12 protein-coding genes are annotated in these 12,745 nt (G+C 67.3%); 3 read left to right on the top strand and 9 right to left on the bottom strand.

The features are described 5' to 3' along the window. The first annotated feature begins 115 nt into the window (after positions 1–115). From MHZ91_RS08085 to efp, 3 genes are all read left to right on the top strand, one after another. Entirely contained in the window at positions 116–1,318 is a 1,203-nt protein-coding gene (locus MHZ91_RS08085) for a DUF2863 family protein (RefSeq protein ID WP_175183974.1), read from the top strand. 7 nt (positions 1,319–1,325) lie between these two features. Further along, entirely contained in the window at positions 1,326–2,438 is a 1,113-nt protein-coding gene (gene earP, locus MHZ91_RS08080; protein ID WP_239213204.1) for an elongation factor P maturation arginine rhamnosyltransferase EarP, read from the top strand. A 128-nt stretch (positions 2,439–2,566) separates the two neighbouring features. Further along, positions 2,567–3,127: an elongation factor P gene (efp, locus tag MHZ91_RS08075; protein WP_006225610.1), complete on the top strand. Its 561-nt coding sequence runs from the start codon at positions 2,567–2,569 to the stop codon at positions 3,125–3,127. Positions 3,128–3,229: 102 nt separating this feature from the next. On the opposite strand, the gene MHZ91_RS08070 is transcribed toward efp, so the two are convergent. The 9 genes from MHZ91_RS08070 to MHZ91_RS08030 form a co-directional block, all read right to left on the bottom strand. Further along, positions 3,230–3,688: a DUF1178 family protein gene (locus MHZ91_RS08070; protein WP_175123669.1), complete on the bottom strand. Its 459-nt coding sequence runs from the start codon at positions 3,686–3,688 to the stop codon at positions 3,230–3,232. Between the two features lie 43 nt (positions 3,689–3,731). Beyond that, on the bottom strand, positions 3,732–4,436 hold the full coding sequence (locus MHZ91_RS08065; RefSeq protein WP_175123670.1) for a DUF2968 domain-containing protein: 705 nt from the start codon (positions 4,434–4,436) through the stop codon (positions 3,732–3,734). 117 nt (positions 4,437–4,553) lie between these two features. After that, positions 4,554–5,945 carry a sigma 54-interacting transcriptional regulator gene (locus tag MHZ91_RS08060; protein ID WP_175123671.1) on the bottom strand — a complete coding sequence of 464 codons (1,392 nt, stop codon included), beginning with the start codon at positions 5,943–5,945 and terminating at the stop codon, positions 4,554–4,556. Between the two features lie 49 nt (positions 5,946–5,994). After that, positions 5,995–8,037, bottom strand: coding sequence for a TadG family pilus assembly protein (locus tag MHZ91_RS08055; RefSeq protein WP_239213203.1), 2,043 nt, complete (start codon positions 8,035–8,037; stop codon positions 5,995–5,997). Between the two features lie 102 nt (positions 8,038–8,139). After that, complete coding sequence (locus MHZ91_RS08050) at positions 8,140–8,568, bottom strand: DUF3613 domain-containing protein (protein ID WP_239213202.1); 429 nt, start codon at positions 8,566–8,568, stop codon at positions 8,140–8,142. Positions 8,569–8,590: 22 nt separating this feature from the next. Beyond that, positions 8,591–9,439: a tetratricopeptide repeat protein gene (locus MHZ91_RS08045; protein WP_370647794.1), complete on the bottom strand. Its 849-nt coding sequence runs from the start codon at positions 9,437–9,439 to the stop codon at positions 8,591–8,593. 11 nt (positions 9,440–9,450) lie between these two features. Continuing rightward, positions 9,451–10,443: a type II secretion system F family protein gene (locus tag MHZ91_RS08040; protein WP_239213200.1), complete on the bottom strand. Its 993-nt coding sequence runs from the start codon at positions 10,441–10,443 to the stop codon at positions 9,451–9,453. A gap of 13 nt (positions 10,444–10,456) precedes the next feature. Beyond that, complete coding sequence (locus tag MHZ91_RS08035) at positions 10,457–11,380, bottom strand: type II secretion system F family protein (protein WP_239213199.1); 924 nt, start codon at positions 11,378–11,380, stop codon at positions 10,457–10,459. Next, on the bottom strand, positions 11,380–12,738 hold the full coding sequence (locus MHZ91_RS08030) for a CpaF family protein (RefSeq protein ID WP_175123676.1): 1,359 nt from the start codon (positions 12,736–12,738) through the stop codon (positions 11,380–11,382). Before MHZ91_RS08030 ends, MHZ91_RS08035 begins: the two co-directional genes overlap by 1 nt. Between the last annotated feature and the right edge of the window lie 7 nt (positions 12,739–12,745).

Below are 12,745 nucleotides of genomic sequence, written 5' to 3'. Positions count from 1 at the left end.
CCCTACCGAACGGCGGCGGGGTCAGTCAGGCCGGCGCGCAATGGGCCGTCACCCCGCCGAGGGTGCCGGGCGTTAAACTACGTCGTTACACACTGAATGGACGTTCCCCGAAGTTATGGCCCGATCCCGCAGCCAATCCGCTCCCCGCATGACCCGTGACGCTACCCGGCTGGTCGCGCTTGCCCAGGCGCTGAACCGCTCGGGCAGCCGCGTCGAAGACGTCTTCTGGGAGACCCAGCTTGGCGAAGCGATCCCGAAGCTGCTCAAGGCTGGCCAGGACGCCCCGCTCGAAGCGGCGCTGGACCACCTTGCCCAAAGCGACGTGGGCGCCTACGAGGTTCTGATCGAACAGGCCGAAACCCTGTCCGAATCGATGAAGATCGAGAAAAACGGCGTTCGCTACGACATCCTGCTGATCGTCGCGCCCATCGTCGCCTGGACCCGGTACGCCATTCCCACCGGCCCCATTTCGGCCAGCGCGCAGCAAGCCCTGCTGGCCCAGCTTCACGGGCATGTCCTGTCGAGCAATGCGCGCACCACGTTGATGCCGCTGCTGGTCAGCGTGGACCAGATGCCGCGCACGTTCTCCGAGACCTGGCAATGGCTGCAACGCCTGGGCTCGCAGGCGCTGGGCGCCGAGACCACCAAGCCGGCGCTGAACACCGACACCGAAACCGCGAACATGCTGGCCGACACGCGCTACATCGTCGGCACGGTCGCCGTGCCCGAAGGCGAGCCGATCTTCCGTTGGCAGGAAAAGCTGGGCGATGCCGACGCCAGCCGTGATGCCTGCCTGGCGCAGTGGGCCGCGCAAGCGCAGCCCACGCTGGCCGCGCTGCTGCCGGGGTGCGGTTTCGAGGCCCTGCTGCCCGACGCCTACTACGTCAGCAACCGCGAAGCCGACCGTCAGGTGCGCCCGCTGTCGCTGCGCGCGGCGGTCAGCTGGCTGGAAGGCGCCGTCAACCTTGAAGCCTCGCAGCTCCGGGCCGTGGTGGCCGGCTGCGGCGAAGGCCGCATCGACGAATACCGCATCGGCTTTACCGCGCGCAGCAGCAACGACGTGTATTACGGCTGCGTGTGGCCGCTGTACGGCCGCGAGGAAGACCTGGTCATGGACGAAGGCCAGCCCGACGTGGTCGACGAGATCGCGGCACTGCTGAAGGAATACGGGGTCACGGACGTTCGCCGCATCCCCGGCGTGCTGCCGCCCGAGTACTGCGAGGACTGCGGCGCGCCCTACTTCCCGAATCCCCTGGGCGAACTGGTGCATGCCGAACTGCCCGAGGACGCCGAGGCCGCCCCCGCCCAGTTCCACTAGGCCAGCCATGCAAGCGGACATTTTCTGCCGGGTCGTCGACAACTACGGCGATATCGGCGTCTGCTGGCGTCTTGCGCGCCAGCTCGCGCGCGATTTCCGCTGGGATGTCCGCCTGTGGGTCGACGACTTGGCCAGCTTCTCGCACATCCAGCCCGGCATCTTGGCCGACGCCGCTCACCAGCAGTTGTCGGGCGTCGACGTCGTGCATTGGTCCGATGCACCCGACGCCACGCTGCAGGCGCGCGACGTCGTGATCGAGGCGTTCGCGTGCGATCCGCCCGAGACCTTCGTCGCGTCCATGCGCCGCAGCCACCCCGTCTGGATCAACCTGGAATATCTGAGCGCCGAAGCGTGGGTCGAAAGCTGCCACGGGCTGCCGTCGCAGCGGCCGGACGGCCTGGTGAAGCACTTCTTTTTCCCGGGCTTTACGCCGGCCACGGGCGGCCTGCTGCGCGAACCGGCCCTGGCCGTGGAGCGCGAAGCGCTGCAGGGCTCGGCGGACATGCAGGACGCCTTCCTGCGCTCGGCCGGCGTGCCAGACGATGCGCTGGCGCTGCGGCGCAGTGGCGCGCGCACCGTGTCCCTGTTTTGCTATCCGTCGGCGCCGGTGGCCGAACTGGCCCAGGCCCTGGCGGCCGACACGCGCCCTACCCTGCTGCTGGTGCCGCAGGGCGTCGCGCCCGCGCTGGAAGCGGCCTGCCAGTCGGCTGGCGCGCCGCGCGTCGTCCGGTTGCCCTTTCTGACTCAGCCCGATTACGACCGCCTGCTGTGGTGCGCGGACCTCAATTTCGTGCGTGGCGAAGATTCCTTCGTGCGGGCCGCCTGGGCCGCCCGGCCGCTGGTCTGGCAGATCTATCCCCAGGACGAAAACGTCCATCTTGAAAAGCTGGAAGCCTGGCTGGCGCGCTATCCGGCCCCCGAAACGGCGCATGCGCTGATCCGCGCCTGGAACGAGTCCGAACCCGGCCGGACGGCCCCGGCCGTCACCGCCGCGCTGGCGCCCGACGCCTGGCGCGCGTGGTCCGACGCAGCCCGCGACTGGAACGCCAGCCAGTCGGCCCTGCCCGGCCTGGCCGAAAATCTGGCCACGTTTTGCGCAGAGTTGGCCAAGAAACGTTAGAATAGAGAGTTTTCTGAGTTGCCCTGAATCTGTCGGGCCTCAACTATGACGCCTCCCGGGGTGTGCAAAGCCTCACGCGGCTTATGCAAGCGACGGCGAGTGCACCCATCACCCCCGGAGTTTTATCGATGAAAACCGCTCAGGAATTGCGAGTCGGAAACGTGGTCATGGTCGGCAAGGATCCCCTCGTGGTCCAGAAGGCCGAATACAACAAGTCTGGCCGTAACGCCGCCGTGGTCAAGCTGAAGTTCAAGAACCTCTTGACCGCCTCGGCCAGCGAATCGGTTTACAAGGCCGACGAAAAGTTCGAAGTCGTTCAACTGGATCGCAAGGAATGCACGTATTCCTACTTCGGCGACCCGATGTACGTCTTCATGGACGAAGAGTACAACCAGTACGAAATCGAAGCCGAAAGCATGGGCGACGCGCTCAACTACCTGGAAGAAGCGATGCCCGTGGAAGTGGTCTTCTACGACGGCCGCGCCATCTCGGTTGAACTGCCCACCACGCTCGTGCGCGAAATCACCTACACCGAACCCGCCGTCCGTGGCGATACCTCGGGCAAGGTGACCAAGCCGGCCAAGATCAACACCGGCTACGAACTGAACGTGCCGCTGTTCTGCGCCATTGGCGACAAGATCGAAATCGACACCCGCACCAACGAATACCGCAGCCGCGTCAACAACTGATCCGGCCCAGCGCAAAAAAGCCACACCATTTTCGGTCTGGCTTTTTTTTCGGCGGAGGGTACTTTGGCAGGGTGTGGCAAGGGGTCAAGACACCCCAACGCCCTATTGCAGCCGTTCGTCGTCCAGAAAATCCGGGACCGCCATGACTTCGATGCCGTCCTCGGCCAGGGCTTCGCGTTCTTCCACCGTGGCGGTGCCGCGGATGGGGCGGTCGTCGGCGTCGCCTTCGTGGATGCGGCGCGCTTCTTCGGCGAAGCGGGGGCCGACGTTTTCGGTGCTGCGCACCAGCGCGCGAACCTGGCGCATGACGGCGGCCTGCAGGGCCGCCATCTTTTCCGCGTCGGACGCGCCGGCCGGCACGAGCGGCTGGGCCGCGGGCGCGTGCAGGTGGGCGACATTCAAACGGGGAGCGGACAGGCGCTTGGTGATGGTGGCCGACCCGCAGACGGGGCACGTGACAAGGCCGCGCGCTTGCTGCGCGTCGTAGTCTTCGTGCGACCCGAACCACCCTTCAAAGATGTGGTCGTGGTCGCACTGGAGGTCAAAAACTTTCAGAGCCATGGCGTCTATATGGGGTGCAACTCCCAGAGTACAAGAAGGCGTGCTACTTGGCCCGGGTTTGCGCTGCCGGATTGCCGACCTGTGCCTGTTGCGCCTGCAAGGCGTCGATCTGACGCTGCAGGTCGCGCAGTTGCTGGCGCACGTCCTTCTGCTGGCCGGCCAGCGCCGTGGCTTCTTCGCGCGATTGCTGCTGACGCGCCGCGACCTGCTCTTCCTGCTGCAGCCGCACGGTGCGGTCAGCTTGCAGCGCGCTCAGTTCGGCGCTGCGGCTGGCCAGCAGTTTTTCGGCATGCGCGTTTTCGGCCTGCATCTTGATGCGCTTGATGTCCACTTCGGCGAGCTCGGCGGACTGCGCGACGAACGCGCGATACGTGGCTTCGGCCTGCTTGTCGGACTTGGTCTTGATCACGCGCCAGAAGTCCTTCTGCTGGAACAACGCGACGTAATACGTCAGGTCGTCGGGCTTGAACAACAGGCTGGCGCCGTAGGTGCCGTTGTAGGCCGTGCGCAGCTCCGACACCTGGCGGTTCTGGATCAGGCTTTGCAGCTCCGACACCGTGGAGGCCGGACGCGCAGCCGGCGGCGGCGCGGGCGGTGTCACGGGCGTGGAGGCGGCCTGCGTGTCCTCGACCTGTTTAACCGTGGGCCGGGGCGGTTCCGGCTGCGCGCTGGCGCAAGCGGCCAGACTTGTCAGGACCGAGCCCAACAACGCCACGCGGGTGGCGCCACGGATAAATTGGACGTTCATATTCACCCCAAAAAAACGGTTGCGGAACTATATCAATTTATTTCTGCCGACAGAGCAATGCTCGTCTGATTCGGCTTCGAAACTGTGGCCCCGTACGGGCCATTCCCTATTGCGGGTTCAAGTCGTCTCGGCAAGGCCGTCGGCCGATTCGTTCTGCGCGGCGCCCAAGTGCAGCTTGCGCATCTTTTCCCATAGCACCTTGCGGCTGATGCCGAGCGTGTGCGCGGTGTCCTGACGGCGCCAGCCATTGGCTTCCAGCGCCGCGAGCACGCGTTCGCGTTCGGCGCGTTCGGCATCGGTGAAGCTGGCGGGATCGAATCGCACAGCCGCCGTGCCGGCCAGCCGAAGCGGTTCGGCCAATTGATCGAAGATGCGCTCGATGCGCGGCTGGTCCCAGGCCTGGAACTGCCGCCGCACGATGGCCACGCGCTCGGCCACGTTGGACAGTTCGCGCACGTTGCCCTCGTAACGCGTGCGCGCCACGCGGTCCAGCAGCCAGGGCGGGGGCTCGTCCTGCACGCCCTGGCTCAGCAGCAAGGCGCGAAAGATCGCCGCCTTCTCGTGCGGACCGCGCTGCTCCAGATTGGGAATGCGCAGCTCGATGACCGCCAGCCGGTAATACAGATCCGCGCGGAATTCGCCCTGCCCCACCAGCATCCGAAGATCCTTGTTGGTGGCGGCAACCAGACGAAAGTCCACCGGCACCTCCGCCGTTGAACCCAGCCGCGTCACCGTGTTCTGTTCCAGCACCCGCAACAGCTTGACCTGCTGGTACAGCGGCAGATCGCCGATCTCGTCCAGGAACAGCGTGCCGCCGTGCGCCTGCTCGAAATACCCTTTGTGCGCACCGATTGCACCCGTGAACGCGCCCTTCGCGTGGCCAAAGAAATGCGCTTCGAAGAGGCCTTCGGGGATGGCGCCGCAATTGACCGCCACGAACGGCCCCGCGCGCCATGCGGCCTCGTCATGCAGCAGGCGCGCGATACGCTCCTTGCCCACGCCGGTTTCGCCGTGGATCAGCACATTGCTGCGGCAGTCCGCGTAGACCCCGGCTTCGGCCAGCAGGTCCTGCATGGCCGCGGATACGGCGATCAGCGGCTGCTCGCGCCGGGGCGCCGCGCGGTCCAGCTGGTTCAGCGTGCCCAGCAATTCCGTCAGCAACTTGCGCAGGTCCGCGCTGGTAAAGGACAGCGGCAGCGTATACGAGTATTCCGGCGGGTAGAAGCGCGGATCGCGCCCTCGCGCCTCCGCCGCCACCCAGATGACCGGCATGCCTTGCGCCGCCAGCCAGTCGTAGCCGCCGAAGCGCTTGTCGCCCATCACGGACACGGACACCAGCGCCACCGCGCGCCGCGACACGTCGCGTGGCGGCGGGAACGCCGTGCCGGCGTCGGCCCGGATCAGCGACACGTCCATGCCGGCCAGACAGCGTTCGGCGCGGCTGGCGATGTCGGAGGCGCCTTCCCAGACGTACACGTCAAAATCTTCGCGCGCGAAATTCTCGCTCATCGCTTGGCCCATGCGGGAGGGAAGGAAATGGAATTCAGGAGCGTTGTCATCAGTACACCAGGCGGGGTTTGCCGCAATCCACGGATATCAGGGCGACGTCGGTCTGGCCCACGCTCAGGCCCAGCACATCGAGCAATTGCTGCAGCGCCACGGACAGCGAGCTGAGCAAGGGGTCCAGCAGCACCATGACGACCGACAGCACGCCGCCGACCTGGCCGCTGCCGTTCAGGGCCAGCGTGCCGACCGCGTTGACCCGGCACTGCCGGATCGCATCCGGCGTCAGCGCCAGCGCGCACGTCACATCGCTGATGGGCGCCAGCAGCAGCGAGTTCAGAATGCCGCCCACCAGTTGCAGCGTGCCGCCCAGCACCCCGGTCAGGCCGCCGGTAGTCAAGCGCGCGCTCAACTGGTCCATCGCGGTCTTGGACCACTGCATGTCGTTGACCACCTTGGAGATCGTCTTGCCCGCGTTGTTCTTGTCGCCGCCCACCAACTGGGTCGCCAGGTCCTTGCGCTGCGCTTCGGTCAATGGCGTGCCGGTGTTGAAAAGGTCGCCCAGGATGCCGCCGATCAGCGCGTCCGTGAGGTTGGCGGCCAGCTTGGACAGGTTTACGTTCGTGGCGTTGACGGTGGCCGTGGCGTTGGGCGATGGCGGCTCGGTCAGCGTGACCGAAACGGGCGCCGTCGAACTGAACACCGGCAGCGTTACCCGCGCCGTGAGCGGCAGGATGCCCAGCACGTTCAGGACCTGATGGCGGCCGATTGCGGTGAACGCGCTCGGTTCGCAGCGATTGGTAAGCGACTGGAAGTTTGCGGCGCTGCTGTCCGTGGCCGACGTCATGCCGGGAAAGCGCCCCAGGCAGACGCTTGCTGCGGCCGACGTCACGTCGATCACCGCCTGGTTTTCCTGCAGCGGCGCCTCGCACAGCTTGCGCAGCGTGCCCGTCGATTGCGCCACGTCGATGATGATGGGCAGGTCCACCTTGGTGTTCAGGGTGTTGGCCAGCAAGGGGCCGACCAGCGGAATGTTGGTGGTGTTGACGCGCAGATAGACGCGAATCCCGGCGCTGATCGCCTGCGTGCCCACGCCGCCCACGCCCACGGACGGCGGCTCGACGATGCGAACACGTGCGTCCAGGCCAAGCAAGGGCACGCTCAGCCCCAAATTGATCAGGTTGCTGCCGTTGGCGATGACCAAGGCGGTTTCCAGGACGTTGAGCGCGTTGACCTCGGCCTGCAACGCGGCGCTGGCGTCGCCGCCCGCGACGTGCAGATCCAGCACACCGCCGTCGCCCAGCAGTTTCACCGGCAGATTCAGCGGCATCACGGCCAGGACGGTGTTGATGGCGTTGCGCAGCAGCGCCACGTCGGCGGTGGCCGTTGCCTGTTTGTCGATGACGCTGAGCGTCGCGTTCAGCAACTGGCCCAGCGTCAGGGTGTTGAGCGCGGCCAATTGTTCGGGCGTGCCCACGCCGGCCACGGCCGACAGCGGCAGGCCCAGCGCTTCCAGCAGACCGGCCGGCGTGATGTTGACGTTGGCCAGCCCCGCGGCATCCAGCACGTCCAGTTGCGACGGCGAAGCACCCGCCGTCGCCAACAGCTGCGACAGCAACCCGCCGCGCTCCAGCCGCAGGAGGCGCGATCCCACCGTGAAGGCGGCCACCGGCGGCGTGCGGGTCGCCACCGCCGCGGCCGACGCCGTGACGCCGTCCACGCCGGGGACCAGATTGGCCAGCTGCTTGCGCATCGCCACCCGCACCGCGTTGTAGGCCTGCCCGCCCGCCGCGTCGAACACGTGCACGCCGCTGGCGTCGGACCGCACCGGATCCCACACCTTGCACTCCACCGTCAGGTCGGCGGCCGTGAACGTGTCAAGAATGTCCGGCAGATTGGCCAGGGCGGATGCGCGGCCTGCGGCGGCGGCGCGCGTGCAGTCCGCGCTGGCGCCCAGATTCAGGACCTGCACCGCCGACAACGCGGCCAGATCCGCCGCCTTCTGCATCTCGCGCTTCATGTAGGCCCCGTAGCCCAACTGCAGCACGCCCAGCAACACCACCGCCACCAGCACCGCGAACACGGCGGCGACGGTCATGCTGCCGCGTTGCCGCGGCGGCGGAGGGAAACGTTGATGGCCGGCTGACATGCGCTTGCGACTCCGTCTGGGCATGCGGCGGGAGCGCCCCGCCGAGGGGAGCTATTGGACGTTGGGGATTTCCACGTTCCGGTCGAACCACACGGGAATGGGCTGCTTGAAGCTTTCCACGTAGCGGTTCCACGCGGCCGTGGAGACCGGCCCCAGCACGGGCAACGCATTGCCGGCCCGCCGTCCGTCAGCCTGCGCGGCAAGCAGCCCGCGCGTCACGTCGCCGAAGGCCTCCGGCGCGGCGGGGGCCGAAGAGGCGGCCGATGCCGTCGTCGCCGTTGCTGCAGTCGGCGCCGCCGGCATCGGCGTCTGCACCTGCTGCACCACCGGCCTGTCCGGCATGGCGGTCGGGGACGCCGCGGCGTCCGTCACGGCGGACATGCCGCCCGTCAACGGCGCATTCGTCTGCGCGTGTACCGCAGAAGGCGCCATCGCGGCGCAGGCCAGCATCAAAAGCGCGTGCGGAAGGGAACGGATCATGGCGGATTTCCTGAACATTGGGTTAACGCACGATAGGACCATTGCCCAGCCCTTCCATCAGCGGGCTCATCCTGGGCAGCACAACCTGCTCGCCGCTGGACACCCGGGTGGCCGACGCGGAAGACGCGCTTGGCGCCGGCGCCAACTGGCCACGAATCTCGGTGGCCATGCGCAGCACCTGTCCACGCGCCTCCTCGCCCAGTTGCGCGCGCGCCATCACCTGCTGCGCGCGCAGCGAATCGCCCTCGACCAGCAGCAGCACCGCCAGATTCGCCAGCACCTTGCCGCTATCGGGCGTCAACTCGGCCGCCTGCCCCAGCGGCACGCGCGCGCCCGCCGGATCGCCCGCGCGCAGCCGCGCATAGCCCAGGTCGCCGAGGATCCGCGCGTCCATGGGCGACTGCCGGGCCGCCCGCCCCAGGTAGTCCGCCGCCTGGTCGAACTGCCCGCGCCCGCCGGCGATGAGGCCCAGGCCATGCCAGCCCTCGGCCGCCTGATCGGTGGTGGTCAGCGCGCGGTAGGCCGCTTCGCTTAACGCGGTCTGGCCGGTCTGGCGCAGCGCCTCGGCGCGCAGGACGGCCACGCGCGGATCATTGCCGAACTTCTGCTGAAAGCCATCGATATACGCCAGCGACGCGAAGTAGCGGTCCTGCCGCTGCGCCTCGACGATCAGGGACAGCATCAGCTCCGGCTCCTTGGGCCGCCGCTTGCTTTCGGCCTCGTCCTCCTGCTGCCGCATCAGCGCCTGCTCCTGCTGCTGTTGCTGGATCAGTTGCCAGGCGGATTCCGCCTTGTTGGTCTGGCATCCGGCAAGACCCGCGCCAATGACCAGCACCGTAACCACAAGCCCCCAGCGCGACCGGTTTTCCATTCTGCCGTCCATCACATCCCTCCCATGCGCGACAAGCCGCGCAACACCGCGATAAACCCCGCGCCGCCCGTCACGATCAACAGGGCGGGCAGCAGCGTCACGATCATGACGCCGGTCATCTTGACCGTGGTCTTGCCCACCTTCTCCTTCAGCTCCAGGCGCCGCTTGTCCCGCAGGCGCTCGCCGAAGCGGTTCAGCGGCTCCTGCACGGCGCCCCCATGCTGATCCACCTGCGCGATCAGGCGGCAGATGGCGGACAGGTCGTCGTTGTCAAAACCCGTGGCCATGCGGGCCAGCGATTGTTCGCGCGTGCGCCCGCGCACATACAGTTCCGAGGCCAGCCGCAATTCCGAAGCCAGCACCGGCAGCACCTGGCCGAACTCCTTGACCAGCACCTGCAGGCTCTGGTCGATCGACAAGCCGACGCCCTGCAATAGACGCAACAGGTCGATCAGCAAAGGCAGCTCGTCGGCGGCCTGACGGCGGCGGCGCGCCAGGCGGCGCTGCACGATCCACTTGGGCAGCATGTAGCCGATGGCAAACGCCACGAATCCCGCGACAAACGCGCGCAACGGCATCTGCGGCACCTGCTTGTGCCAGTCCAGCAGAATCACAGCCACCGGCAAGAGCAGCGCCAGGCCAAACCTGACCAGCACGAAGCGCGAACGCGCGGTGCCGGGCTGGGAGTAGCCAGCCATGTCGACCAGCTTGCGGTCTTCGGCGGCCAGCAGCGCGTCGGCGAGCCGGCCTTCGCTCAGGCGCTTGCCGAACGTATCGGCCACACGCGCCGCCGCGGCCAGCCTGCCGCGTCTTTCTTCTCTGGGCGCCGCGGATGCCGCTGCGCCTCCCCGCGCCGCCAGCGCCTGATCCACCACCTGGCGGCTGCGGTCCTGGCTGCGCAGGCGCCGCGCCATGCCCAGCCCCAGCACCACCAGACCCGCCGCCACCAGCATCAGCGCCATCGCCAGCACGGTGTTCGCGTTCAAGGATTGGAGGGTGTCCATGCGCCGCCTCCCCTCAGATGGCCTTGGCCATGCGATACAGCCAATAGCAGCCGCCGATCTGCAGGCAGACCGCGGTCAGCAGCATCTTGAAGCCCTGCGGGTCTTCCCACAGGCCCATGAACAGGTTGTTGTTGGCGACGATGATGAAGCCGGCCACGCCTACGGGCAGCAGCGCCAGGATCCAGGCGGACAGCCGGACCTCTGCCGAGCTTGCCGTCAGCTCATTGCGTGCCTGGGCGACATCGCGCATAAAGGCCGCCATGCGCTCCAGCACCTGATCGCTGCGCCCGCCAAAGCGCATCGCCAGCGACACCACGGCCGCCACCATGTACAGCTCCTTCAGCCCGTACATGCGGGACACGTGCGCCAGCGCCGCGTCCAGTTCTTTCGAGCTGCTCAGGCTGGCGGCCGTCTCCACCACTTCTCGCAGCGGCTCATCGGTGGCGGCCGCCGCCGTGCGGAATGCCGCGGCGATGCTGTTGCCGATGGTCAAGAGGCGCACGATGTTGTCCAGGAACGCGGGCAACTGTGAAATCATCCGGCGCTGACGCTTGTCGGCCCTCAGCCATAGCAAGAAGTACGCAAACACGGCCAGCAGCAGGAACGTCACAGCGCCCGACAGCGGTCCCAGAAAGGCCCACGCCAGCGCCCCGCCCGCGACGACAGGCAGCGCGATGCGCAGGTAAAGGCCGACGCTTTGCCGCAGGCCGGCCAGCCGCAGCAAACGGTCCCAGCCGGCGTGGCCGCTGCGGAACTCGCGCGCGTTCTCGGCAAAGGGCGAGTCTCCCGCCGTCTCTTCGCGGCCGCGCGCCAACTGGCTGTCCAGGAACGCGGAACTGGCGGCCCGGCGCGCGCTGCGGTCGGCGTGGCGCCACAGCAGCACCGCGCCCACGGCCAGCACCGCCGCCAGACTCAACAGCGCCATCACGTCCTGCATCAGCGCCTCCGGCTCCAGAAGCCACCCCCGCCATCGCGGTCGTCCGGCGCGTTGTCGTTGGCGCGCGCCTCGTTGCGCAGCTTGGCCAGCTTGGGCGTGTGGGGATGGATGCCCAGCCAGTTCCACCGATCCCGCTCCTCGCCATCCGGCGTCGCAAACGGGTCGTGGCGGTATAGCTCCTGCGTGGAGATGACGTTGTCGCCCATGCCGGTGATCTCGGTAACCGACAGCACGCGGCGTTTGCCGTTGGACAGGCGGCCGATCTGCACAATGAAATCCAGCGCGCTGGCAATCTGGCGCCGCAGGCTGTCTTCGCTGCCCTGGAATCCGGCAAAGCCGGCCAGCATCTCGATCCGGTACAGGCATTCGCGCGGCGAGTTCGCGTGAATGGTCGCCATCGACCCTTCGTGGCCGGTGTTCATGGCCTGCAGCATGTCCATGACCTCGGCGCCGCGCACTTCGCCCACCACCACACGGTCCGGCCGCATCCGCAGGCTGTTGCGGATGAGTTCGCGGATGGTCACCGCGCCGCTGCCGTCAAAGCCGCCCTGGCGCGATTCCAGCCGCACCACGTGCGGATGGTTGAGCGACAGTTCCGCGGTGTCCTCCACCGTCACCACGCGCTCGTTCTCAGGAATGAAGAACGCCAGCGCGTTCAGCAGCGACGTCTTGCCCGAGCTGGTGCCGCCGGACACCAGGATGTTGCAGCGGTTCTTCACGGCCTCGTTCAGCAGGCGGTAGATCGCTTCGTCGAAGGTGCCCAGCGTCAGCAAGTCCGCCGGTTTGAGCGGGTCCTGCCGGAACTTGCGGATCGACACCATGGGACCGTCCACCGCCAGCGGCTCGATCACCACGTTCAGCCGGCCGCCGTCGGGCAGGCGCGCATCCACCATCGGGCTGGACTCGTCCAGCCGGCGGCCGATGGGCGCCAGGATTCGGCGCACGATGCGCAGCACATGCTGGTTGTCGGTAAAGCGCAGCGACTCGCGGGCCAGCACGCCGCGGCGCGAGACAAAGACGTTGTCGTAGCCGTTGATCAGGATGTCTTCGACGGCCGGATCCGCGAGCAGGTCTTCCAGCGGCCCCAGGCCCGCCAGCTCCTTGGTCAGCGCCTCCGCAATGGCGCGCATTTCACTTTCGTTGATCGCGACCCGGCGCATCCGCACGAAGCTCGCGACCTCGATGTCCACGAATTCCTGAATGGCCGATCGCGCCCACCGGCCAAATTCCGCACCCAGTTCCTCGATGCGGGACAGCAGATGCTCGTAGGCCGCCGTCTTCACTTCCTGGTAGCGGTCCGACGCCGAGAAGCCTTTGTCGCCGTCGCCGCCGAACTCTATCGTCGCTGTCATGATCATGTCGGAT

The sequence above is a fragment of the Achromobacter sp. ACRQX genome (assembly GCF_022346505.1).
Lineage (GTDB): Bacteria > Pseudomonadota > Gammaproteobacteria > Burkholderiales > Burkholderiaceae_B > Achromobacter > Achromobacter animicus.
This window is presented reverse-complemented; position numbering and strand designations above follow the sequence as displayed.